At 35.5% G+C, this 23,552-nt stretch carries 23 protein-coding genes; 12 read left to right on the forward strand and 11 right to left on the reverse strand.

The genetic code is table 11. From position 1 onward, the window contains the following. Nucleotides 1-197: 197 nt before the first annotated feature. Nucleotides 198-1,460: an MFS transporter gene (locus tag K6T82_RS03140; RefSeq protein ID WP_223704559.1), complete on the reverse strand. Its 1,263-nt coding sequence runs from the start codon at nt 1,458-1,460 to the stop codon at nt 198-200. A gap of 274 nt (nt 1,461-1,734) precedes the next feature. Here K6T82_RS03140 and K6T82_RS03145 point away from each other — a divergent pair, with 274 nt between their 5' ends. Beyond that, entirely contained in the window at nt 1,735-1,896 is a 162-nt protein-coding gene (locus K6T82_RS03145) for a hypothetical protein (RefSeq protein WP_223704561.1), read from the forward strand. Nucleotides 1,897-2,000: 104 nt separating this feature from the next. Here the strand turns inward: K6T82_RS03145 and K6T82_RS03150 are convergent, their stop codons facing one another. Then, complete coding sequence (locus K6T82_RS03150; RefSeq protein ID WP_223704562.1) at nt 2,001-2,600, reverse strand: hypothetical protein; 600 nt, start codon at nt 2,598-2,600, stop codon at nt 2,001-2,003. Nucleotides 2,601-2,901: 301 nt separating this feature from the next. Next, the gene (locus tag K6T82_RS03155) at nt 2,902-3,363 is read right to left on the reverse strand and encodes an Lrp/AsnC family transcriptional regulator (RefSeq protein WP_223704563.1); all 462 of its coding nucleotides are present in this window, start codon (nt 3,361-3,363) and stop codon (nt 2,902-2,904) included. A gap of 170 nt (nt 3,364-3,533) precedes the next feature. Here K6T82_RS03155 and K6T82_RS03160 point away from each other — a divergent pair, with 170 nt between their 5' ends. Further along, complete coding sequence (locus tag K6T82_RS03160; protein ID WP_223704564.1) at nt 3,534-4,574, forward strand: bile acid:sodium symporter family protein; 1,041 nt, start codon at nt 3,534-3,536, stop codon at nt 4,572-4,574. A 123-nt stretch (nt 4,575-4,697) separates the two neighbouring features. Here K6T82_RS03160 and K6T82_RS03165 read toward each other — a convergent pair whose 3' ends face one another. The 3 genes from K6T82_RS03165 to K6T82_RS03175 form a co-directional block, all read right to left on the reverse strand. Next, nucleotides 4,698-5,780 carry an alkene reductase gene (locus K6T82_RS03165; RefSeq protein ID WP_223704565.1) on the reverse strand — a complete coding sequence of 361 codons (1,083 nt, stop codon included), beginning with the start codon at nt 5,778-5,780 and terminating at the stop codon, nt 4,698-4,700. Between the two features lie 89 nt (nt 5,781-5,869). Continuing rightward, a complete protein-coding gene (locus K6T82_RS03170) occupies nt 5,870-6,916 on the reverse strand; it encodes a methionine synthase (RefSeq protein ID WP_223704566.1) in 1,047 nt (348 codons plus the stop codon). Nucleotides 6,917-6,945: 29 nt separating this feature from the next. Continuing rightward, entirely contained in the window at nt 6,946-7,986 is a 1,041-nt protein-coding gene (locus K6T82_RS03175; protein WP_223704567.1) for a DUF1852 domain-containing protein, read from the reverse strand. A 557-nt stretch (nt 7,987-8,543) separates the two neighbouring features. Between K6T82_RS03175 and K6T82_RS03180 the strand changes: the two genes are divergently transcribed. The 5 genes from K6T82_RS03180 (at nt 8,544) to K6T82_RS03200 (ending at nt 14,770) form a co-directional block, all read left to right on the forward strand. Then, the gene (locus tag K6T82_RS03180) at nt 8,544-9,296 is read left to right on the forward strand and encodes a carbonic anhydrase family protein (protein WP_223704568.1); all 753 of its coding nucleotides are present in this window, start codon (nt 8,544-8,546) and stop codon (nt 9,294-9,296) included. Nucleotides 9,297-9,305: 9 nt separating this feature from the next. Then, the gene (locus K6T82_RS03185; protein ID WP_223704569.1) at nt 9,306-10,076 is read left to right on the forward strand and encodes a DUF2490 domain-containing protein; all 771 of its coding nucleotides are present in this window, start codon (nt 9,306-9,308) and stop codon (nt 10,074-10,076) included. Nucleotides 10,077-10,647: 571 nt separating this feature from the next. After that, nucleotides 10,648-11,829: an IS3 family transposase gene (locus tag K6T82_RS03190; RefSeq protein WP_223704570.1), complete on the forward strand. Its 1,182-nt coding sequence runs from the start codon at nt 10,648-10,650 to the stop codon at nt 11,827-11,829. Then, entirely contained in the window at nt 11,826-12,278 is a 453-nt protein-coding gene (locus K6T82_RS03195) for an IS3 family transposase (RefSeq protein WP_223704571.1), read from the forward strand. Before K6T82_RS03190 ends, K6T82_RS03195 begins: the two co-directional genes overlap by 4 nt. 887 nt (nt 12,279-13,165) lie before the next feature. After that, nucleotides 13,166-14,770: an arylsulfatase gene (locus K6T82_RS03200; RefSeq protein ID WP_223704572.1), complete on the forward strand. Its 1,605-nt coding sequence runs from the start codon at nt 13,166-13,168 to the stop codon at nt 14,768-14,770. A 512-nt stretch (nt 14,771-15,282) separates the two neighbouring features. Here K6T82_RS03200 and hemH read toward each other — a convergent pair. From hemH to K6T82_RS03225, 5 genes are all read right to left on the reverse strand, one after another. Beyond that, nucleotides 15,283-16,296, reverse strand: a complete 1,014-nt coding sequence (gene hemH / locus K6T82_RS03205; protein ID WP_223704573.1) for a ferrochelatase — start codon at nt 16,294-16,296, stop codon at nt 15,283-15,285. A 92-nt stretch (nt 16,297-16,388) separates the two neighbouring features. Further along, nucleotides 16,389-17,279, reverse strand: coding sequence for an AraC family transcriptional regulator (locus K6T82_RS03210; protein WP_223704574.1), 891 nt, complete (start codon nt 17,277-17,279; stop codon nt 16,389-16,391). A gap of 47 nt (nt 17,280-17,326) precedes the next feature. Then, nucleotides 17,327-17,878, reverse strand: coding sequence for a YceI family protein (locus K6T82_RS03215; RefSeq protein WP_219071217.1), 552 nt, complete (start codon nt 17,876-17,878; stop codon nt 17,327-17,329). A gap of 46 nt (nt 17,879-17,924) precedes the next feature. Beyond that, nucleotides 17,925-18,464, reverse strand: coding sequence for a YceI family protein (locus K6T82_RS03220; protein WP_184160478.1), 540 nt, complete (start codon nt 18,462-18,464; stop codon nt 17,925-17,927). A gap of 14 nt (nt 18,465-18,478) precedes the next feature. Beyond that, nucleotides 18,479-18,847 (reverse strand): hypothetical protein, encoded by a 369-nt coding sequence (locus K6T82_RS03225; protein ID WP_184160480.1) that lies wholly within the window; start codon nt 18,845-18,847, stop codon nt 18,479-18,481. Nucleotides 18,848-19,018: 171 nt separating this feature from the next. Here K6T82_RS03225 and K6T82_RS03230 point away from each other — a divergent pair, with 171 nt between their 5' ends. The 5 genes from K6T82_RS03230 (at nt 19,019) to hemA (ending at nt 22,977) form a co-directional block, all read left to right on the forward strand. Then, entirely contained in the window at nt 19,019-19,408 is a 390-nt protein-coding gene (locus K6T82_RS03230) for an OB-fold protein (RefSeq protein ID WP_223704575.1), read from the forward strand. 27 nt (nt 19,409-19,435) lie between these two features. Then, on the forward strand, nt 19,436-20,275 hold the full coding sequence (locus K6T82_RS03235; RefSeq protein WP_223704576.1) for a DUF5777 family beta-barrel protein: 840 nt from the start codon (nt 19,436-19,438) through the stop codon (nt 20,273-20,275). Between the two features lie 128 nt (nt 20,276-20,403). Further along, the gene (locus K6T82_RS03240) at nt 20,404-20,838 is read left to right on the forward strand and encodes a hypothetical protein (protein WP_111290880.1); all 435 of its coding nucleotides are present in this window, start codon (nt 20,404-20,406) and stop codon (nt 20,836-20,838) included. A 20-nt stretch (nt 20,839-20,858) separates the two neighbouring features. After that, a complete protein-coding gene (locus K6T82_RS03245) occupies nt 20,859-21,449 on the forward strand; it encodes a globin family protein (protein ID WP_095955078.1) in 591 nt (196 codons plus the stop codon). 223 nt (nt 21,450-21,672) lie between these two features. Then, on the forward strand, nt 21,673-22,977 hold the full coding sequence (gene hemA / locus K6T82_RS03250) for a glutamyl-tRNA reductase (protein ID WP_223704577.1): 1,305 nt from the start codon (nt 21,673-21,675) through the stop codon (nt 22,975-22,977). Nucleotides 22,978-23,552: the final 575 nt, after the last annotated feature.

The raw sequence follows: 23,552 nt of genomic DNA on the forward strand, positions 1-23,552 counted from the left end.
ATGTAAAAAAGTCCGTCTATAATTTTTTTAGACAGCCTTTTTTGGATACTTAATAGTAGTTAGGATTTTTTGCATTAAAAGTAGTTGAGCTTGTAAATTGCTAAAAAGAATACTAAAATTGAAGACAACTCCAGTCAGTTATACCTATAATCCCAGAAAATTCTCCGCTATGATTTAAACTTTATATTTCGGCAATCTCAAACTTCGTTTTCCTCAGTCATATCTATAGTTTTTGGACGCAAGATAAACAGTTGTAAAACAATGGCAGTAACCACCACAAATAAGAGTAGTATAAAAACGTGTCTCATTCCTCCATTATCAGCCGCTTTTCCTAAAAACTCGGTAATCACAGCTCCGGCAGAAATACCTACAAAATTCATAATTCCGTATCCGGTAGCCCTGTAGCGCGGCGCAACAAACTGACTTAGAATCGGCATATTGTTGGTGTCGTATATTCCAAAACCAAGTCCAAAAAGGATAGCGCCAAAAATAATAGCCTCTATATTGCAGCAATAGCCAAATAAAAATAATGCCGGAATGGTAAGAAACAACCCAATAGCACTGGTGTAAATTCGACCTTTAAGTTGTTTCATTACCCATCTGTCTGAAATCGCACCTCCAATTAAAACTCCAAAAAAGGAAGACATTGAAATAGTTACTGTTGCCATTGGTCCAGCTAGGGACATGTCTAAATTTAAAGTTTCGGTAAATAAGGTGGGTAACCAGTTTTTGGCCGCCCAACCCGGTAAACTTGGTGCAGCGAAATAAAAGAGTAAAACCCAAAACGAGATATTGCTGAACAATAATCCCAATCCTTTAAACATTTGCCTGAATTCAGATCTGATAGATGATTTTTTGGAAGGATCAAAAAAGTAGGCTTTCTTTTCCTGTAAAAAAAACAGGAGTACTAAACTATAAACTACTCCAAGTAACCCTACAGAGTGAAAGCTGAAATGCCAAGAAAAATGCTTAGAAATAGTGGCTCCAAAACCACCAAGTGCCTGTCCTAAATAAATTCCGGTTGTATGAATCGCAATTGCAAAAGAGCGTGTTTTTTCCTGATGATAATCTGTAATTAAGGATAATGCGGCAGGAATGTAAAAAGCTTCGCTGAAACCCATAATGCCACGCAAAATATAAATCTGATTGAAAGTTGTAGCATAACCCATCGCCATAGTAACTCCTGACCAGATAAAAAGACTTCCTATAATTATTCTTTTTCGGTTAAACCGGTCTGCTATAATTCCTGAAACTGGGCTCATAAGCGCATATATCCAAAGGAAAATAGCCATCAAAAGACCAAAATTTTCAGCTTTAGCCAATTCAGGAATATCATCCATCATTGCAGATTTCATAGTGGAGAGCATTTGTCGGTCTAAATAATTCAATAAAGCAACAAACCATAGGAAGGCAACAACAATCCAAGGATAGGATTTTTTTTCATTCAAATTTGCAATCATTCTCTTTTTTCAAAATAAAGGCCGAATATACGAATTCAAACCCAACAGGAAAGAATTGTTTTTCCATGTTGCTTTTTTTGTGATTTTTAAACTTCTGATTTATGATTTGTTAATGCTTGGAATTTTAAATAAAATCCTTTTATAAAGTAAAAGAATTGTAAATACTTGTAGTCTAATTATGAGTTTAATCTCTTCGATAAAGATTTTTATGTAATTATATTTTTTTAGTTGAATTTAGTGTAATTGTTGAGGTTTTTAACCAAATTTATTTTTTGTGGAAGAAAAAGTATCAAGTCCAAGTTTGATCTGCTACGATTCTGCTATAAAGATTTTGTACAGTTTTATAAAATCTGAAAATGCAGTAGAAGCAAAAACCTGCGGATCTTTCGATTTGCAGGTTTTTTATTTTAGAGGGAAGAGCAGGATTCGAACCTAAGGTTGGAAACCCATATATTTCCTGTATTTTTAATTTTTAAAATTAGCGTGACACGATTCTGCGTAAAACTTAAACAATTGAAGATGAAGAAAATTGATTTTTTTCTATGGATTGATGATGTCTTCATAGGGAAGGTTGAAGCTTCCTTCCGTAACTTCAATGGCTTTACCTGATTCCAGATTGCGGAGCTTTCCTGAAAAGGTACCTTTGATACCATTTTTACTGATGGATTCGATTTTTACCGTAAAAATATCATTAAATGCCTGTGTGCTATACACAATGGTGCCATTGGAAGTCTGTACAGCATAACGTGATACCATTTCGGGCTCTGTAGGAGTGGAATAGGTACCGGCTTTGATGTCGCCTCCCGTTCTCCAAATTTCAAAATCCACTGAGTTGGGAGCCGTGCCTTGTGCTGTTGGGTAATGGTCTTCAAATCCTGCGATTGTAATATGCGAAAAACGATTGTCATCGCCGCTGCCCTGAAAATTGACATTATAAAAAGTCATAGCTTGACCATTTAGAGAGGCTTTCAAATAATAGTCCGAATTATTGTTATCCGAACCGTTGTCATCACTTGAACAGGCTGAGAAGATTATGGCTATTAGGGAAATAGATAAAAGCTGTCTAACCAGACGGGCTGTTTTATGGATCAGAGATATTGTTTTTTTTGGATCATTGCTATTGTGGACTTTCTTTGTCATAGGATAGTTTTATTGGTTTACAGTAAAATTAACAATGTCCTATAAAGAAGACAATACCTGATTTCATTGATGTTTTGTGGTTGTTGATAGGTATATCACGGTAATTCTCGAAGCACAACTCAGCTGACTCGACATACAGTAGCAATATTATGATTCGATGATCTGGTGTATACAACAAGAACAGTTTTGCACATCCTTTCCAAAATCAAACTGCACGATTCAGCACAAAACGGAGATAGATTAAAAAACGATAAAATTAGCCTTAATTTTTTGTGGGAGAGATGATGTAAAGTCCACTTTTTTAGATGGAAATATTATGCAGATTTTTTATCTCCGACATTACAAAAGTACTCTGCGTACTGCCAATACTTGTAACAGATCCTAATTTATTGAAGACGAAATTCTGATAATGTTTCATGTCCTTGGCGAATACTTTCAAAATAAAATCATAATCACCTGAAATATTATAACATTCCACCACTTCATCGATTTTCATAATATCTTCTACAAAACTGTTACCGATATTGCGGTCATGCTGTTTGAGCTTTATATTACAGAAAACAATAAATCCATGACCAAATTTTTCATGGTCTATTAAGGCAATGTATTTTTTGATGTATCCGTTATTTTCCAGTCTTTTTACACGCTGCAAAACAGGAGTGGGAGACAAGTTTACTTGAGATGCAAGTTCCTTGATGGTATAGCTGGAATTGTTTCCCAATATTTTCAGTAAAAGTAAATCTGTAGTATCTAGTTCTTCCATAGTTTAAAAATCTATTTAAGTTTCAAAGATACATTCAAAAAAGTAAATTACACTTGTTTTGTGTTGTAAAACAGCTGAATTCTCTTAAGTGGGAATGTTGGTTAGCTTTTTTAGTTGTATAAGATAACTTTGCTTGGAGAATTAAGCTGAATAGAATTCAGTTTGTTTAAATGGAAGAATATATTAAAAGCACATTTACATTGAAGAAGTTATCAAATTTATTAAGTAAAGCAGGTTTCGACGGTTTCCTGTTAATGATTGGAACCATGATTCTGCTGGCTTATTTTTTGCCAAAGCCTGGCATGGTAAAAGAACCTGTATCTCTAGAAGAGATTGCCAATATAGGTGTATCGTTTATTTTCTTGTTTTATGGCGTGCGATTAAGTGTTGAGAAACTAAAAGCCGGACTTGCCAATTGGAAAATGCACATTGTCGTGCAGTTGACTACCTTTTTGTTTTTTCCGCTCATCGTTTTGGCATTTCGTCCTTTGTTGTTAAGCAACGGATTTGAGCTGCTATGGTTAGGTGTGTTTTTTCTGGCGGCTTTACCTTCCACAGTTTCTTCTTCCGTGGTCATGGTTTCCATTGCCAGAGGTAACATTTCTGCGGCGATTTTCAATGCAAGTATTTCCAGTTTGATAGGAGTAGTGGTGACACCGCTTTGGGTTGGGCTGTTTATCGCTTCTGCAACAGGTGGCTTTGATGCCACTGATATCTTCATAAAGCTGATTTTTCAAGTTTTACTGCCTGTTATCATCGGCATCAGCCTTAACTCGCGTTTTGGTGCAGTTGCCGAAAAATATAAGAAACAGCTTAAATATTTCGATCAGGGAATTATCCTGACCATTATTTACACGTCTTTTTGCAAGTCATTCTCTGAGCATCTTTTTGAAGGCTTTACTGGACTTGAACTTGCTGGACTAGCCGCAGGTATGATGGGCTTATTTTTTGCTGTATTCCTTTGTGTTGGACTATTCAGCCGCTTATTTGGTTTTTCAGATGAGGATCGTATTACGGTCTTATTTTGTGGATCTAAAAAGTCATTGGTACACGGTACCGTAATGTCAAAAGTGCTCTTTCAGCATAGTACCATCACCGGTATTGTATTACTGCCACTCATGCTTTATCATGCTTTTCAATTGATTGCTGCCAGTATCATTGCTCAGCGTATGGCTCGACGAAAAGAATCTCCAATAGCGGACCAGAGTTAAACGTTGTTGATAATTGACCTGTTGATGAAGCTGCTTCTCTCATCCTTTATACTGCAAGGATGAGAGAAGCATTATTTGTAATATTGCTTCAGTTTTAATTATCTTTTTAGATTATTTAGAATTTTATTCATTCAAAAGAGGATAATCAGTATAACCCTGTTTCCCGCCTCCATACATTGTTGTCCTGTCTGGCTCAGTAAGCGCAGCATTTTTTTCAAATCTTTCGGTCAGGTCAGGATTTGAGATGTATAATTTACCAAAGGAAATCAGCTTTGCAATACCTTTTTCAAGTTCTGCTTCGGCTGAAGCTTTGTCATATCCTGCATTAGCAATAACTGTCTGGCGAATCTTACTGCCAAATAATCCAATCTCACACTCAAAACCACAATTTTCAGGCAAAGCGAAATTGGGGTTTCGACGCATGAGTTCAACATAGGCAAAATCCAGTTTGTTCAGTTCTTCAATCAGATAAATATAGGTACTAACAGGATTATCCAGCGCTATATCTCCATAAGGATTGAAAGGAGATATTTTAATGCCCACCTTTTCACTTCCAACCGAACTGATTAATTCCTGCATTACCTCCAGTACAAAACGGGCATTTTTAGGAATACTGCCGCCATAATCATCCGTCCTTTGATTCGAACTTTCAGCTAAGAACTGGCTGGGTAAATATCCATTGGCAGCATGAAGCTGAACTCCATCAAACCCTGCCGCTATGGCATTTTTTGCAGCTTGGCCGAAGTCCTCTATAGTCTTTTTGATTTCCGGGATTGTCATTTCCTGTGGTATTTCATAATCCTTCATACCTTCAGAAGTAAAATGTCGCATTCCCTTGATAGGCACAGGTGATGGTGCAAAAGGGAGCTCGCCGTTTCTATCTGTAGAATGTCCCACGCGACCAGTGTGCCAAAGCTGGGCTATAATAATACCGCCTTTATCGTGTACCGCCGCGGTAACTTTTTTCCAAGCTTCTATTTGTTCACTCGTGAAAATACCTGGAGTGAGCGGACTGCCAGTAGCTTCTTCACTGATTCTGATCGATTCGGTAAACAGCAGTCCAGCGCTTGCCCTTTGGGAGTAGTATTCTACTGTAATATCGCCCACTAAGCCATTTATATCTGTGCGACCTCTGGTCATTGCTGCCATTGCCACTCTGTTTTTTAGGCTAATACCACCTAACTGCGTTTTTTCTAGAAGTTTCATATCGCTATTTGAGTACGTTGTTTTGCTGCGCCTCTTTTCTTTGGCACACAGAAACAGTAAGCAAGTGTTAAAAGAATATCATTTTCCAATTAATACGTTGGGGCTGTTACTCCAAGTTCTTTACGTATAATTTCTGCGCCAGCAGCTAAAGCATTTAACTTGCCTATTGCCACATTACGAGATAACGGAGCCATACCGCAGTTTGTCGAAGGGTAAAGATTTTCGGCATCTACAAACTCTAGAGTTTTACGCAGCGTATTGGCCACTTCTTCCGGTGATTCAATAGTGTTTGTTGCTACATCGATAGCTCCTACCATCACTTTTTTACCGCGAACGAGTTCAATTAGATTAAGAGGTACCTTAGAATTATGGCATTCTAAAGACACAATATCAATTTTAGACTTTTGAATTTTTGGGAAAATCTCTTCGTATTGTCGCCACTCTGATCCCAATGTCTTTTTCCAGTCATTATTAGCTTGTATTCCGTAACCGTAACATACATGTACTGCAGTTTGGCACTTTAAACCTTCAATGGCTTTTTCTAATGCTGCCATTCCCCAATCGTTGACTTCATCAAAGAACACATTAAATGCTGGTTCATCAAACTGGATAATATCTACACCTGCGTCTTGCAGTTCTCTTGCTTCTTCATTAAGTACTTTTGCAAATTCCCACGCCAATTTTTCTCGGCTTTTATAATGGTTGTCGTATAACGTATCTACCATTGTCATTGGGCCTGGTAAAGCCCATTTTATAGGTTTGTTAGTCTGTTTGCGTAAAAATTTGGCATCTTCGACAAAAACTGCTTTCTGGCGTGCAATCTGATCTACAACCATAGGAACACTTGCATCGTAACGGTCACGAATTCTTACCGTTTTACGATTTTCAAAATCTACACCACTAAGATGTTCTATAAAAGTGGTTACAAAATGCTGGCGTGTCTGCTCACCATCACTAATTATATCTACACCTGCCAATTGCTGTTCATGCAAAGAAATGCGCAAGGCATCCTGTTTCCCTTCAAGCAGCTGATCGCCTTCTAATTTCCAAGGAGACCAAAGTTTTTCGGGTGGTGCAAGCCAAGCTGGTTTAGGTAAACTTCCAACAATAGAGGTAGGCAATAATATTTTCTTCATAATAAAGTAATTATAATGTTTTGTATTAATTAAAGATTGAAATTAGCAGACCATTGTTCTAAGACATTTTTGTAAGGCTTAATGAAATGCTCTTCTGCATATTTACCCTGTTCAACGGCAAGTCGGCTGCGCTCTTCGCGGTCATAAACAACACGCGTAAGTGAATAATCTTCGTGCTTAAGGCTAGGCTGAAAGATTTTCCCAGCAGCTGAATTTGCATTGTAAATTTCAGGGCGATAAATCTTCTGGAAAGTCTCCATGGTACTGATTGAACTGATTAACCCAAGATCGGTATAATCAGCAAGCAGATCTCCGGAATGATAAAAAGCCATCGGTGCCACACTGTTCTCAGGCATGAAAAAACGAACTTTTAAGCCCATTTTAGAGAAATATTCATCTGTGATAGAATACTGATCCTGCACATATTCAAAACCTAGAACCGGATGCTGATATGCAGTGCGGGTATAAGTTTTGTTGCCCGATACACTAAGGCAAATAATCGGTGACATCTTAAAATGTTCTTTATAAGTAGCCGAATTCACGAAGCATTTGTAGAGTTTTCCGTGTAGATCGCCAAAATTTTCAGGAATACAAAAATTAGATTTATTTTTATTGTGCTCAATCAATAAAATGCTGAAATCGTAATCGCGTACGTAAGAAGAGAAATTATTTCCAGCAATACCCTCGATACGCTGGTTGGTTTTTCGGTCAAAAATATTCGTTTTTAAAACTTCAATCAACGGCATATCATTAATACCATTTTCATCATCAATACTCATTGTTACTGTGATGATTTCAAGTTCTACAAGATAACGATCTGCTTTTGGATTATCCAAATGAGCCAATGCATTAAATCGATTGTTAATCATATTTAAGGCATTGCGTAAGTTTTGCTGGCGGCTAGCACCTCTAGCCAGATTTGCAAAATTGGTTGTCAGACGCGTTTCACTTGAAGGATGGTAGTTTTCATCTAGACAAGTGCTCTTTAACGTGAACACAAAATCATTCTTGATTGTATTCTGAGTGTTTTCCATATGTTTCTTTCCGTTTATTCTTGAATCTTCCAACATGACCATTTTATTTAATTGTTTTAGTTGTTTTGTCTTGCAAATTTCAATATTAAAGATTAATAAATCAAAATTTAACTTTAAATAAGGTAATTATTCTGTTTAATTGTTGTTTTTTGGTTTATTAAGCTTTTTTGTAATGTAAGAATTATAGAAAATAGATTATTTATCTAGAGAGGACTGGTACCCTGTTTTTATTTTGCCTATGGTTCTGCTTGGTCATCTTGCCTCGATTAGATATCTGCTAAAACATTATAGGGAGGAATAACACTCTTAAAAGGAAAATTTTAAATTAGATCTGTCTTAACTTTTTATAGGGAAATAGCATTAATCGCAGATTGTACATAATGCTACGGGAAATTTGCAGAGAACTCCAATCTACTTTTTTTGATGTATGTGAAATTTCAATTACAGCAGTTTTTGTTGTTTTAATTTAGTTTAAGATATAAAAGCAAAATAAAATTTACTTAATTTGTAAATATTTGATTTTTAGTGGTTAATGTTTTATTTTGTAAGTTATTGTTTAGTATTTTTAACAGAAATAATAAACAATTATAACTATGAAAAAAATTATATTTTGCATGGTAATTTCCATGGTCTTATTTTCGTGTAAAGAGAAACCTGTAGAATCTGCAGAAGCAAACAAAAGCTCAGATAGTATTAAGCCTGTGTTGAGCCAGCCAGTACTTCGTGAAAAGGTTTTGACGGCTGCTGAACAGAGTGCGCTTAGTCCAGACGCTGTAATCACAGCTCTTAAAGATGGCAATAAACGTTTTACGAACAATGATCTTACTTTGCGAGACCATTCTTCTATGGTAAGAGATGCTACCGAAGGGCAGTTTCCAAAGGCTGTGGTGTTGTCATGTTTGGATAGCCGTATACCAGTAGAGGATGTATTTGACCGCGGTATTGGAGATATATTTGTTGCGAGGGTAGCAGGGAATTTTTCCAATACGGATATTTTGGGTAGTCTTGAATTTGGATGTAAGGTTTCTGGTGCAAAAGTCATACTTGTATTAGGGCATGAATCTTGCGGAGCTGTCAAAGGTGCAATAGATAATGTTCAGTTGGGCAATATTACTCCAATGCTGGCTAACATTAAACCGTCTATTGGCAGGGTAAAGGATTTTAAAGGAGAAAAATCATCAAAAGATGCCGATTTTGTTGAAGCGGTGGCAAAGGAGAACGTATTGAATACTATTGAAAATATTAAAGCGAAAAGCCCGATTCTTAAAGAAATGCAAGATAAGGGAGAGATAAAAATAATTGGAGGGTATTATGATCTCCATACTGGTATAGTTGAATTTTTATAAAAAGTTTATATGAGATGTTTTTTAGATGTTGATATATCTGGTTTGGTGCGTAGAAAAGCATTTTTGCTAATGTTGTTATTTTATAGTGTAATATTATCTGCCCAAACAGATGATACATTTACAGGATGGGGAGCCGTTTTTGCATCCTATAAACTAAATGATAAGCTCAGCGTTCATTTTGATGGACAGCTTAGAAGCACTGACGAAATAGAGCATTTACAAAGTTTTATAATACGACCTGGATTAAATTATCATGCTTCTAAAAATATTGTATTGACTATCGGATATGCTTATATCGGGAATAGACGAGTGATAGAGATGGTTTCAGATATGATACCCGAACATCGTGTCTGGGAGCAGTTTATCTACAATCAAAGATTTAAAGGCGGGCATTTTACGTCACTACAACATCGTGTCAGGTTAGAGGAGAGGTTTATTGGTAAAACTTATTTTGAAAATGGTGCAATAGTAAATGATGGTTCAGAGTTTTCTTTACGATTGCGTTATTTTCTTCGAACTCTTTTTCCATTGATAAAAACCGACAATTTCACTGATGGCGCCTTCGTATCGATTCAAGATGAGCTTTTTGTAAATCTAGACAATGCACCAACATTAACCAATGGAGGCTTTTTTGATCAGAACAGGGCTTATACATCGTTTGGATGGCGTTTTAATCCAAAATTTGATTTAGAATTAGGATATATGTATCAGTATATCAACGGTAGAAATGTCAATGTAAATAATAATATTGTTCAATTGGCCGCTTATTTAAGGCTTTAATCCTGTTTTTGATGCAAGGGTCTTATTAAGATGCTGAAGATCTAGAAATTGCACCTTAACTTTTTGTGATAGATTAAAGATAACTCCAAACTAATTTACCACCATTCGACCACAAAAAAAATTGTGCGTTTTAAAGATCTGAAAACTGCTTTAAAATAAAAAAACCTGCTAATCTTACGATTTGCAGGTTTTACTTTTTGGTGGGGAGAGCAGGATTCGAACTTAAGTCTGGAATCCCGCTTATTTGCTGCGTTATGTTTATTTTAAAACTGTTGTTGCCACGATTTTGCCATAAAAATAAAACTGTTAATTTATTTTGCTAATGTTTTGATTTTTAATGGTTTGTCCTGCTGTTTTGCTGCTGTAATTCTTTATGCTGTAAATATAAGTAATTTTTTATAAAATTGATTGTTTTGTCCTTTTTTTAAATTGTATAAAATGTCTAAATAAATTCAAATAAAAAAACTCTTAGCTTCTTGCGGCAAAATTAAAAGCAGCTCAAGATAAAGTATGATGTATTTTAGTAACTTAGTTTTCAACTGACCGGAAATCTGATAAAAATTTTTAAGTTATGGCAAAAATATATAAAAGATATGACCGCATTTTTAAAGAGAGAGCTGTTGGTTTAATCGATGAAAAAAATACGTTGCAAGCAGCAGCAGATGAACTTGGAATAAGATCCAGCATGCTGTGCAGATGGAGAAAAGAATATCAAAAATTCGGACAGGGAAGTTTTCCAGGTATAGGATATGACAGGTATCATCCCGATGATCATAAAGTTTTTAATTTAAAAAAGAAATTAAATGAAGCGGCCCTGAGATATGAAATTTTAAAAAAAGCATCACCATATCTTTATCAGGGAAATTTAATGATTTATGAGTTCATAAGAGAAAATGAGCGCAGTTATTCCATACTAAAAATGTGCAGCATTTTGGAGGTGGGTTACGGCAGATACCACAGGTGGAAGAAAAACGGCATTTCTTTAAAACAGCAGCAGACAGCTCTTTTTAAAGAAGATCTTAAATCAATTTTTTTTTATTTTAAAAAACATTACGGACGCAATAAAATTACAAAGGAACTTCATAAGCTTGGTTATGTTATATGTCAGGAAAGGGTTTCTTTCTACATGCGGGAGTTAGGCCTGCGCCGCATAAAAAAAAGAAAATTTAAGCCTACTACGGCTTCTAAACATACTTATTACACAGCTCCAAATATCCTGGACAGAAACTTTCAGGTGCATTCCCACTCCCAGGTATGGGCATCTGATATTACCTATCTTCAGACTACAAAAGGTTTTTTATATCTCACCATCATTATTGATCTGTATGACCGTAAAATAATAGGCTGGAACCTGGGCTCAAGTCTCGCCGGTAAAAATACTACTCTGCCGGCTCTCAAAATGGCGGCGGCAAACCGGACTGCAGCTGAGGGGCTCATCTTTCATTCTGACAGGGGTGTTCAGTACGCCAACAGAGCCTTTTCTAAGGAGCTGTCTTCCTATAAGTTTATAAAAAGCATGAGCCGTAAAGGATGCAGCTGTGACAATGCTGTATCGGAAAGCTTTTTCAGTTCGCTGAAAAGAGAGTTAATAGATCCGAGAAATAGCTTATTTACCCGCAGAAAGATGCGACAGGAAATATATGAATTTATTGAAAACTGGTATAATACAAAGAGAATTCACACCTCTCTGAATAATAAAACGATAGAGCAGTTTAATAACGATTATTACTTAGAAACAGGGATTAGAATATGAAGCAGGACAATAAAATAAGTGCTGCAGATCTTTATGCTGCCAGTCTGGAACTAGAGATTAAAAAAGCAGAACTGAAGTTTGAAATCTTGAAAAATGCCGGCAGCTGCATTTCGAAGAAGAAAGACGTGCTTTATGATTTTATCCTGCAGAATGAAAAGCGCTACTCCATCCGGTTAATGACCGAAGTTTTAGGAGCCAGCAGGTACTGGTATCATAAATGGAAAAAAAATCCGCTTAATGAAACAAAGCGCAGAAAGATCTTGATGCATCAGGAAATAACCAGACTCTTCTTTGCATTTGAAAGACGTTACGGGAGCGAAAGAATTGCTGTGGAACTAAGGCATGCCGGGCATAAGATATCTAGTAAAACGGTTAGAAATTATATGCGGGAACTGGGACTTTCAGCGAGAGGCAAAAAAGAATTAACCGGGGTGCGGATCCGCAGCTGATATTGTTTGCTGTTTTGAAGTGCCAGTATGATGGATATAAAAAATATGTAATTTAAAATCATAAACTGTAAGGAATCGAAGCAGCATTAGGGTAAATTTGTCCTATAGTAAGTAAGGTAAAAAAGCTTTTTTAATCAGGAAAAAAAAGAGGGAACTGGCTGGTTTCGTCTGAAGGCGGATGATGCTCATGGAGGACATGAGAATCTTAAATTCCGGTGTGCTTGTTTCTTGCCTTTTTCATAAACTATAAATTTAATTCTTTTTTTCCTTATAATTATAGTTTCAAAAAAACAAGCCATGAAATAACTCAATTTCTGGCATCGGTTGAACAACAAGAAATATATAAGACAGTAGGATGTTTTTAATACAGTTTCGAACCTAAAGCCGACAATCCTCGATTTTGCTGGATTTGTAGTTTACAAAATTATGAAGTGCCACGATTCTGCCACTTAACTTATCTCGATGAAAAAATTGACAAAATTCGCCTTAACATTCTGTGGCACTTTTGGAGGCAACTCCAAATTATCTGTGCCACGATTCTGCCATAAAACTTAAATTGGAGAACTATCTTTAAAATATCTTAGGTTTTATTGGACAAATTGAAAGCAACCATAAAAATCACTCTATTTTGATTACTCAATAGACTATTTTTTAAAATTTTTGCTTTTCAAATTTGATTTTTCAAGAATATAAAATTGGTTCCACTTTTCACTTTACTGTTTCAAATTATAAAATGCAACCATTTACTTTTTATCGGTATTGGCTCTTTATTTAAATTTATAGTTGCTTTAAATGTTGACTGCTTGAATAAAATTAATCAAAAGCAATTTTATAATTCCATGCAAGGAAAATCTTTTAATCTGTTGTATAACTTTAAATCTACTATTATGAAAAGAAGAAAGCATTTACTATTTATGTTGGTACTTTCGCTATTTACGTGCGTTTATATTAATGGTCAAACTGCGAAAAGCCCGAATATTATAATTTTATTATCAGATGATACTGGATGGGGAGATTTAGGACCTTATGGCGGTGGGGAGGCAAGGGGAGCAGCAACTCCTAATATTGACCGCATGGCTAATGAAGGAATGCAGTTTTGGTCCTTTTACGGACAGCCAAGCTGTACGCCCGGAAGAGCAGCATTAATAACAGGAAGAATTCCAAACCGTAGCGGTATGACAACCGTAGCTTTCCCTGGCGATGGCGGAGGTTTGCCAAAAGCCGAATGGACGTTGGCTTCTTTATTAAAACGTAAAAATTATAATACCTTTTTTGCCGGAAAATGGCATCTTGGCGAGGAAGATTATTCTATGCCAATTGCACAAGGTTTTGATGTGATGAAAAATGTAACATTATATCACTTAAATGCTTATACATATACAGATCCAGATTGGAATGCTGACATGCCAGATGATATTAGAGCGACATGGGTTAAAGGAACCAAAGGTGCTTTAGAAGGAGAAGCTGGAAAACCATATAGAGAAGTTAGAAAAATAGATGGAAAAGTGATTCCGTTTTTGGATCAGTATACAGAAGAAGAATCTCTAAAATGGCTGAAAGAAAATGCGAAAAAAGACAAGCCTTTTTTTATGGAAATTTCTTTTGCTAAAAACCACCAGCCTAATTTACCTCACCCAGAGTATGCTGGAAAATCTGCAGGTAAAAATAAATACGCCGATTGTATTGTTGAACTTGACGCAAGAATTGGCCATATTATGGATGAAGTTCGAAATCTTGGTATAGCCGAAAATACTTTAATCATTTATACAGTTGATAATGGTACATGGCAGGATGTTTATCCTGATTGTGGCTACACTCCGTTTAGAGGAACAAAAGGAACGGATCGCGAAGGAGGTAGCCGTATTCCAACTTTGGCATGGTGGCCTGGAAAAATTAAAGCAAATACTAAAAATAGTGACATTTTAGGAACACTTGATTTTATGGCAACATTTGCCGCTTTGTCTGGACAGGAATTGCCGGCGGTAGACAGAGAAGGAAAACCAACAATTTTTGATAGTTATGACATGTCTCCGGTTTTATTTGGAACGGGTAAATCAAAACGAACAATGTGGTTTTATTTTACAGAAGATGAATTATTGCCAGGAGCAATAAGAGTTGGAAAATTCAAAGCAGTCTTTAATTTACGTGGTGATAACGGACAAGCGACAGGAGGTTTAGCGGTAGATTCTAATTTAGGCTGGAAAGGGGCGGCGAGTTATGTAGCAACTGTACCACAAATATTTGACTTATGGGCAGATCCGCAAGAGCGCTATGATTTATTCATGAACAACTTTACAGAGAAAACATGGTTCTTGCCAACTATTCAGAACATTATTGGAGAATTTGCAAAAACCTATGAAAAATATCCACCTCATGTAGTACAAAGTAACTTATATCCTGGTCCAATTACTATTGATAATTATTTGAAGCTTAAAGAGGCACAAGAGAAATTAAAATCCATATCAACTGCTAAAAGAAGCGGTGGTGGATGATAAAATACAAAGTGAAGATTTAAAAATTATTACTTAGCTGATACTATGTCAGTGATTTGCTTTAAGAAGAGCTAGCTATACTTACAATTAAGTAACTGGCTCTTTTTTATGAGGTATCTATCTGAAAGAAGAATATAATCATACTATATAAAAAATATGCTCTTATTTATTAGATTATGCAGGCTCCGTAAATCTGTAAGTGAGTAAGGCAAGTTATTATTGAATCTAAAAGTTTCGAAACTAAACAGCTTAATCTTTGGTTTTGTTGACTATTTGGTTTTCAAAAGTGCTATGTGCCACAATTCTGCCACAAAACTTAGAATGGTAAAATATCTTTAAAAATCGCTTTAATCTTTTGTAGCAAAATTGAAAGCAGCTCCAGTCTGTATTTTGTAATATGATCTCTTTATTTTTTATAGGTTTAGGAATTAATCAGTTGTATAAAGCATATCAGAAATATTTCAAATCTCATCAGATTAATTTAATGGATTGATAGAAGTGCCCTTTGAGGATTATTCAGACCAGTCCCTAATCCATTTACTCACTGTCCGGCACCATTGGTCGTCGTCATTCAAACATGGAATTGCCAAAAACTCTTCTCCTCCATTTGCTTCAAAATCTTCTTTGGCACGCATCGCGATTTCTTCCAAAGTTTCTAAACAATCCGAAACGAAAGCTGGAGTTACAACTGCTAATTTCTTGATTCCTTTTGCTGGCATGTTATCAATTTCAACATCGGTATACGGTTCTAACCATTTATCTCCCGCCAAACGCGATTGAAATGTCAAACTGTATTTATCTTCTGGAAGCCCTAATAATTTTATGACTTGTTTTGTTGTTTCGTAACATTGATGACGGTAGCAGAATTCATGTGCCGGAGATGGCGTATTACAACAAGAACCATCAATTTTACAATGCGATTTAGTTACATCGGTTTTGCGAATGTGACGTTCTGGAATTCCGTGATACGAAAACAACAAATGATCGTAATCAAAACCAACTAAATGTTTTTGAATTGAATCGGCTAAATTCTTGATATAATCTGGTTTATTGTAAAATGCCGGAACATCTGTAAATTTCATGTGTGGGAATTTCCTCTTGCGAATTTCTTCTGCTTTTACTAAAATAGTCAAAGTCGAAGCCATTGCATATTGCGGATATAAAGGAAAAAGCATTACATCTGTAACTCCTTTATCACTCAATTCTTGAAGTCCTTTTTCGATTGTCATGCTTCCGTAACGCATTGCTAAGGAAACAGGAACATTTACCAAAGGCTGAACCTTTTTCTGCATTCTTTCTGACAGCACAACTAATGGTGAACCTTCTTCCCACCAGATTTTTGCGTAAGCATGGGCAGATTCTTCTGGTCTTTTTCTTAAAATAATGCCGCGAACTAGTAAAGCTCGTAATAAATACGGAACATCGATCACGTATTTATCCATTAAAAATTCATCTAAATACGGTTTGACATCTTTTGGCGCGGGACTTTCGGGAGATCCTAAATTTACTAATAATAATCCTTTCATTATCTTTTTTGTTTTAAGATTTGTTCTAATTTTTCCTCAAACTCAGTGCTTGCCGCTTCTTAGAAATCAATTAATATATTTTTATTTATGCTCTAATCTATAAAAGCGATACTGTTTTTATGATTGGTATTAATGGACATCAGATATCTTTTTGGGGTTGTGGAAAATTTTTTCTTGAATCCCGCAATAAAGTGGCTTCCGGTGCTATATCCTATTTTCAGGCCGACTTCATTTACATTGTAAGAACCGCTGTCCAATAGTTTTAGTGCAAAATCCATTTTGTAATCAAAGAGAAAACCATAAACCGTATCACCATAAATTTGTTTGAAGCCTATTTTTAATTTTTTCATATTCAGTCCAATTTCATCTGCCAGCTGCTGCAGTCCTGGCGGTTCGGCCATATTAGCGATAAGTATTTCTCTGGCTTTTTTGATTTTCATTACGTTATCTTCATCAATCAAAAATGGACATTGCACTGCGTTTGGATCTTCCATTTTATTGAAATACAAACTCAATAATTCATATCCTTTTCCTTTATAATAAAGGTTCTTTAGGGAAGGATGAAGGCTGTAATGAAACAGCTGGCTCAAAACAATAGCCATAGAAGGACAGATGGTTCCTTCGGCATAATACTTTTTTTTCTTCTTATCGGGGCTTAAAATAGAAATATAATCTGCTTGAATGGAAAATAACGAGTGAAATTTATTAATCGAAACAATAATAGAAATCACCCATGAATTTGGAGAAAGTTCTACCTTAAGCGATGACTGACGCTGCAGATTGCACAAAATCAGTGATTTTTCCTCTTTTAATTCTAAAGTGCAATGGTTCTGACTGGACAAAAAAAATGCATTGCCTTTTAGTCCGAAATGAAACTGTATCAGCCCGGCACCTATTTCGTGCTGTGCAGAAAAAGATTCTGAGCTGTCGTTCTGGAAACGGATAAGGGTAAGGTCTTCCTCAATTTGTATTTCTTCCTCCATTTTTTTTATATAAAAATTACTGACTTTTCAAGATAGTGTTCAGGAGATTATTGTCTATTGGTTTCTAAGACTGCGGCAACCTGGATATTTATTTTATTGGAAAGCTTGCTTTTAACCAAATTTGGGATTTCAATATTAAAATCACTGGCATTTACGCTGAAATTACATGAAATGCTGACACCTGATGGTGATCTGCTTATCTTTGCAGCAGTATTTATATCCCTGGATTTACCGTGAAGTTCTAATTTGCCTTTAATGATAAAATCTTTGGGATTTACTGTTAGGCTTTGAAGATCAAACCCTTGTATTTTTCCTTTAAATACGGCTTTTGGATATTGGTCACTTTCGATATAATTTTCATTAAAGTGTTCTTCCATTAAAGCAACCTTAAACTGGAAACCTTTCATCAGGGCTAAACTTGCAATCTCTCCTGTTGCTGGATTCAAAACAAAAGTAACATTCTGATTTACTGCTTTAACTTCTTCAAAAGAAGGAACGGAAGCTTCAAAAATGACTTTTGCCGATTTACTGATCATTTTTTCTTGTGATACGCCAATGGCGCAAACACACAGCATTGCAATAAGTATTGTTTTTTTCATTATTTTGCCTTTATTTTTTTATAAAATCATTCTGTTTTATGCAGTCTTATTTTAAAACTGCAATAATTTGAATTTTGACTTTATTATCCAGTTTATATTTAATAAGCGCTGGAATTGGAATGTTAAAATCACTCGCATTTACTTCAAAATCAGATATAAAGGTGACTCGGGAACCCGATCTTGTAATTTTTGCATCGGCACTTATATCCTTGGATTTTCCATGCACTTCTAATTTTCCTTTTACGGTGTAATCTTTATAATCTTCTGTAAGACTTTTAATATCGAATCCTTCTATTTGCCCTCTAAAAATAGCTTTCGGATATTTATCGGTTTCCATGTAATTTTCATTAAAATGTTCTTCCATTAATGCCATTTCAAATTCAAATCCTTTCATTAAAGCCAGACTTGCTACTTCTCCAGTTGCGGGATTCAAAACAAAAGTTACATTGCTGTTAGTTCCTGCAACCGGCTGAAAAGAAGGTACTGAAGCTTCCAGAGTTATTGTTGCAGATTTGGTTACTATTTTTTCTTGTGAAAAAACAATAAAAGAAGCCAATAGCATTGGCATTATTATGATTTTCTTCATGTTCTTGTTATAGATTATTTTTCTAATAATCCATCCTGATTCCATTTATTTATAATGTCAATAGTCGCTTGAGGCAATCTTGGGCCACCCTGTGGCATTAAGGAACTATCTCCATTTTCTAAAGAAATTCGTGTAAGCAGTCCACGATTTAAAACTGCATTTTTAACCTGTTCATAAGTAACTAAAGACATCGGCGCTCCATTTTTAGGAACTGCCGCATGGCATACAACACAGTTATTATCAATAATAGATTTTACATTTTGGTTGTATGTTGCCAAACCATTAATTGGTGTAGAGTCAATTAAAGTACTTGGATCATCGTTGGCACAGCTTACAAAAATTGAAGCTAATGATGAGATGGCCAGAAGGGTTTTTAAATTCATAAGATTGGTTTTTAGTTATAAATAAATGCATGATTTTTTTAAGGATCATCAGGCATTTCAAAATTATATACGTTGAAAAGAATAATACAGATTTGGCAAGAGGCATATTTAATGATTTAAATCCAATAGGTATTTTTTAACGTAGATAATTTGAAATACTAAAAACCAGTTATGAGAAAAAAAATACTAATTACAATTTTCCTTTTTATAATAATCGGAATTTCAGCGTACCTCTACCTCTACAAAGGACATAGAAATATAGAATCAGAAACTGCCGATTATGTTGTAACCGTTAATGAACTAGAAAGAGAGTTTACTTCAAACGACAGTCTGGCTTACATCAAATATCAGGACAAAACAATTGAACTATCTGCACGAGTAACAAGTATTGATAAAGCCAGTAATGGAATTGTTATGAGCGAAAAAGTATTTGTGACATTCAAAAACCGTTTGCCGCAAAATATTATATCTGGAAAAACCCTAAAAATTAAAGGGCGTTTTTTAGGATATGACGAATTGCTCCAGGAATTTAAAATAGACCAATCTTCAGTTGTACACTAATACAAATAACAATTTAAAACTAACCTCATGAAAAACTTTATTCTATTATTTTTTTTATTTCCGCTGTTAACCTTCTCCCAAACCGATTTATTGTCTGGAGTAGAAACTCCTTCTGCAAAAGAAAAAGTGACATCTGCATTCAAAGCCTTAAAAATCGTTAATCTCGAATCTACAAAATTGGCCGCAAAAGGCGATTTGTATTTTGTTGTTGCACACCGATTCGGCTCTATTAAAGATGGTTTTGAAGGTTTTTATGGACTCGATAATGCCAATACGCAGATTAAATTTATTTACGGTGTAACAAATGGACTTAATGTAAGTGCAGCCCGAAGTGAATTTGCTTATGACTTTGCAACAAAATATATGCTGTTTCCTCAAATAAAAGACGGCTTTCCTGTTACTATCGCCGGATTTAATAGTTTGTCTATTAATAACACATTAAAAGAAAGCCTGTATCCGAAACTTCAATTTAAAGACAGGCTGACTTATGTTGCGCAACTGCTGATTTCCAGAAAATTTTCTGAAAAGCTGTCTTTAGAAATTGTGCCGTCATTCTTTCATCAAAACTTTGTTGAAGATGTAGACCAAAGCAATTCCCAATATGCCATAGGATTTGGAGGAAGATATAAATTCGCTAAGCGCTGGTCCTTAAATATGGATTATGCGGCGCATTTAAACAGAGCGCCAAATTCACTTTATAAAAATCCGCTGTCTATAGGTTTTGATCTGGAAACCGGCGGACATGTTTTCCAAATGCATTTTACCAGTTCACAGGCAATTGATGAGGCTGGGTATCTGGGAAGAACCACTGGCGACTGGACAAAAGGAGATATATTTTTTGGATTTAATCTTGCCAGGGTTTTCTAGTATCTGCTTTATAATTAAATTATTAGGTAATTTCTGTATTTAAAATGATTCTAAATTGATTGTTTTTCTATTATTTCTAAAACCGCAGCGATGAAGTGCACGTAGATAATTTTAAAACCATAAAAATTATGAAAACTAATAAAATAATCAAAAAAGGACTTTTAATTCTCAGCGGAATATTTGTACTGTTTGCCGCGATTTTGCTTTTTCACATTATAACGGCCAAACCCCCAGTTTATGACACCCCAAATCTTCAGGTAAGCAGAATCGATTTTAAATCAGACATCGATTCTCTGCAGGCCAGAAAAATCTGTGCCGACCTGAGAAGCATAAAAGGCCTCACATCAGATTCTATCATCGTTAAAAGAAATGTTGTGGTGTACTTCCACAATAATAAAATTACAAACTCTGAGAAAGTTTTCAACGAGCTGATGGCTAAAGGACGTTACGATGCGCAGCGTTATATTTTACCGGCAAATTTAGCAGACAAAGAAGTCTGCCCAATGAATCAAAATAGTTTGAGCTATAGACTGTCTCAAAAGATAAATCGTTTTTTTAATTAACCCTTTAATACTTTAAATTTATGAAAGTTTATTCAAAACTTACACTTAGTGTACTAATTGCTGCATCGGCAGCTATGATTTCCTGCAGCAGTAATGACGATGAAACCCCAGCACCGGTTAAGGCTTCTATCTACGAGCGATTAGGCGGAACTAAAATGGTTTCTGATCCTGATAATTCCGGCCAGATGATCGAGCAGGGACGTTTGAGTTTCCGCAAAGTGGTAAATTCAACTATCGGATTGATTGTTGCTGATATCCAATCCAACGCGTCAGGTAATCTGCAGGCACATTTTGCCCCTTTATTAGCAGAAACTGGAACTACCCAGTCTACCAATATTGCTAAATTATCAGATAACCTTACTGATTTCTTTTCGTTTAATACGGGAGGAACAAATGCTGTAAATACATATTCTGGTTTGAGTATGTCGGCTGCGCATGATCCTGCAAAAAATCCTCGTATGGGAACAAAATCAAGCAGTGCAGATTATACAAAATTTGAAGGATATGTTGGAGCTGCGGCCAATGCGAATGGCGTTGCTTCAAATACAGAACTTTATACTGATATTGTTGCTGTTTTGGAATCATTGAGAACTCCTATAGTTCAAAAATAAATTTCTTCTCAAAACGCTGCCTGAAAAAGGCAGCGTTTTATATTTCAATACTATTTGAAGTATATAAATATTTTTCAAAACCTGTCAGCTTTATAATACCTGGAAATTATATAAAACCGCAGTTTAAATCCATTTATTCCATAGTGATGTAAAAAGCACTTCGGGCGCTGTTATATAAATTCTGCATGCAATAATTTTTGAACCTTTTAAGGAAACCATAAATATGGAAAATTTTAATATGTCCAGATCCACTACTTTTTATGCATTGGGGTTAAGCTACAAGAAAGCAGATGCAGTTATAAGAGGGAAATTTAGTCTAGATGCTAAAGCACAATCTGATTTATTGCTGCAGGCCAAGGCAGAAGGCATAGAATCATTGGTTGTTACTTCTACCTGCAATAGAACTGAAATTTATGGTTTTGCCCATCATCCTTATGAACTCATCAAACTGCTTTGCGAAAACAGCAATGGTTCTGTAGAAGAATTTCAGCAGGCTGCTTATATATATAAGAATGAAGAGGCTGTCAGCCACATGTTCCGGGTAGGGACAGGTTTAGACAGTCAGATTCTGGGTGATTTTGAAATCATCAGCCAGATTAAAACCGCCTTTAACAATAGTAAACGGGAAGGTTTGGTTAATACATTTCTGGACCGGTTGGTAAATACTGTTATCCAGGCGAGCAAAAAAGTTAAGACGGAGACGAAAATTTCTTCCGGTGCAACTTCAGTTTCTTTTGCATCAGTGCAGTATATTATGCGTAATGTGGCGGATATTGGAAACAAAAATATTTTGTTATTCGGAACGGGGAAAATAGGAAGAAATACGTGCGAAAACTTAGTAAAACATACTAAAAACAGCCATATTGCCCTTATAAACAGAACAAAAAACAAAGCCGAATTACTGGCTGGCAAGCTGAATGTTATTGTAAAAGATTATGCTGATTTAAAACAGGAACTGCAGCAGGCCGATGTGCTGGTTGTAGCTACAGGAGCACAAAATCCGACTATTGACAAAACATTGCTTGCGTTACAGAAACCCTTATTGATCTTGGATTTATCCATCCCGCGCAATGTAGATACCAATGTAGAAGAAATCCCCGGTGTAACTTTGATACATCTGGATGATTTATCTCAAATTACTGATGACACGCTGGAAAAGAGAAAACAGCATATTCCTGCTGCGGAAGCCATTATTGATGATCTAAAATTAGAACTGAATACCTGGGTGAACGGCCGAAAATGTGCTCCGACTATTCATGCCTTAAAATCCAAGCTAAATGATATTGTATCAGCAGAATTTGCTTTTCAAAAAAAGAAAACAACCCATTTTGATGATGCACAGATGGATTTAATCAGTTCAAGAATTATTCAAAAATTAACAAACCATTTTGCCAGCCATTTAAAAAATGAAAACACTTCAGTGGATCAAAGCATTGAATTCATTGAAAAAGTATTTCAGATAGGGCATCTTGCACCGAATAAGGCTTCTTCACCAATAGAAGAAAAATACAAAATCAATCTGTCATAACTGCTTAATCAGCTTCAGTTTGAAACCTACAGCAAAGTTCTGAGCAAGCTATACAAAAATAGAACCCGTCAGCTGCGCTGCACGCTGCGACGGGCTTGTCCATAAACATAATCTTCCAAAAAATGTTTACTTAATTCTGCATGGGAGTAATCAATTCCTCATTTGGTAAAGTTAGACTAATTAATTTAGTGATAATTAGATGATTATTAATTAATTTTATCGTTACCTTGTTTACTATAAATAATATGAGATCATTGATCCATATTATAAAAAAGGCAGGCCGGCGTGCCAGCTTGAGTAGTAAACTAATTTTCTGCCCCAGCTGAGCAATAATTGATAATAAGAGAATGAGAGCGGAAAATTCAATAAATGATAAATAGTTATTTAATGGGTTTTCATTATTTCAATTAAATAGAAATTTAAATAATAAGAGTATGGGTCTATTCTATTTTTGGCGTTCGAATCCTGTTAACTTTTAACTTACGCTAAGTTTAAATTTATCTTATTTTTCAAGTGAATTTGGAAGATTACTATTTGAAATTGTTGGTCAAAAACAGTTTATAAACATCCTCGAG

The sequence above is a fragment of the Flavobacterium potami genome (assembly GCF_020026915.1).
In the GTDB taxonomy this organism is placed as follows: Bacteria; Bacteroidota; Bacteroidia; order Flavobacteriales; family Flavobacteriaceae; genus Flavobacterium; species Flavobacterium potami.

What these genes read in the sequence shown, in the direction of transcription:
- K6T82_RS03160 (WP_223704564.1), top strand. Translation starts at nt 3,534, where the DNA reads ATGGAAGAATATATTAAAAGCACATTTACATTGAAGAAGTTATCAAAT.
- K6T82_RS03225 (WP_184160480.1), bottom strand. Translation starts at nt 18,847, where the DNA reads ATGAATTTAAAAACCCTTCTGGCCATCTCATCATTAGCTTCAATTTTT.
- K6T82_RS03215 (WP_219071217.1), bottom strand. Translation starts at nt 17,878, where the DNA reads ATGAAAAAAACAATACTTATTGCAATGCTGTGTGTTTGCGCCATTGGC.
- K6T82_RS03180 (WP_223704568.1), top strand. Translation starts at nt 8,544, where the DNA reads ATGAAAAAAATTATATTTTGCATGGTAATTTCCATGGTCTTATTTTCG.
- K6T82_RS03165 (WP_223704565.1), bottom strand. Translation starts at nt 5,780, where the DNA reads ATGAAACTTCTAGAAAAAACGCAGTTAGGTGGTATTAGCCTAAAAAAC.
- K6T82_RS03140 (WP_223704559.1), bottom strand. Translation starts at nt 1,460, where the DNA reads ATGATTGCAAATTTGAATGAAAAAAAATCCTATCCTTGGATTGTTGTT.
- hemH (WP_223704573.1), bottom strand. Translation starts at nt 16,296, where the DNA reads ATGAAAGGATTATTATTAGTAAATTTAGGATCTCCCGAAAGTCCCGCG.
- K6T82_RS03175 (WP_223704567.1), bottom strand. Translation starts at nt 7,986, where the DNA reads ATGTTGGAAGATTCAAGAATAAACGGAAAGAAACATATGGAAAACACT.
- K6T82_RS03210 (WP_223704574.1), bottom strand. Translation starts at nt 17,279, where the DNA reads ATGGAGGAAGAAATACAAATTGAGGAAGACCTTACCCTTATCCGTTTC.
- K6T82_RS03200 (WP_223704572.1), top strand. Translation starts at nt 13,166, where the DNA reads ATGAAAAGAAGAAAGCATTTACTATTTATGTTGGTACTTTCGCTATTT.
- K6T82_RS03195 (WP_223704571.1), top strand. Translation starts at nt 11,826, where the DNA reads ATGAAGCAGGACAATAAAATAAGTGCTGCAGATCTTTATGCTGCCAGT.
- K6T82_RS03230 (WP_223704575.1), top strand. Translation starts at nt 19,019, where the DNA reads ATGAGAAAAAAAATACTAATTACAATTTTCCTTTTTATAATAATCGGA.
- hemA (WP_223704577.1), top strand. Translation starts at nt 21,673, where the DNA reads ATGGAAAATTTTAATATGTCCAGATCCACTACTTTTTATGCATTGGGG.
- K6T82_RS03155 (WP_223704563.1), bottom strand. Translation starts at nt 3,363, where the DNA reads ATGGAAGAACTAGATACTACAGATTTACTTTTACTGAAAATATTGGGA.
- K6T82_RS03170 (WP_223704566.1), bottom strand. Translation starts at nt 6,916, where the DNA reads ATGAAGAAAATATTATTGCCTACCTCTATTGTTGGAAGTTTACCTAAA.
- K6T82_RS03245 (WP_095955078.1), top strand. Translation starts at nt 20,859, where the DNA reads ATGAAAGTTTATTCAAAACTTACACTTAGTGTACTAATTGCTGCATCG.
- K6T82_RS03240 (WP_111290880.1), top strand. Translation starts at nt 20,404, where the DNA reads ATGAAAACTAATAAAATAATCAAAAAAGGACTTTTAATTCTCAGCGGA.
- K6T82_RS03220 (WP_184160478.1), bottom strand. Translation starts at nt 18,464, where the DNA reads ATGAAGAAAATCATAATAATGCCAATGCTATTGGCTTCTTTTATTGTT.
- K6T82_RS03235 (WP_223704576.1), top strand. Translation starts at nt 19,436, where the DNA reads ATGAAAAACTTTATTCTATTATTTTTTTTATTTCCGCTGTTAACCTTC.
- K6T82_RS03190 (WP_223704570.1), top strand. Translation starts at nt 10,648, where the DNA reads ATGGCAAAAATATATAAAAGATATGACCGCATTTTTAAAGAGAGAGCT.
- K6T82_RS03150 (WP_223704562.1), bottom strand. Translation starts at nt 2,600, where the DNA reads ATGACAAAGAAAGTCCACAATAGCAATGATCCAAAAAAAACAATATCT.
- K6T82_RS03185 (WP_223704569.1), top strand. Translation starts at nt 9,306, where the DNA reads ATGAGATGTTTTTTAGATGTTGATATATCTGGTTTGGTGCGTAGAAAA.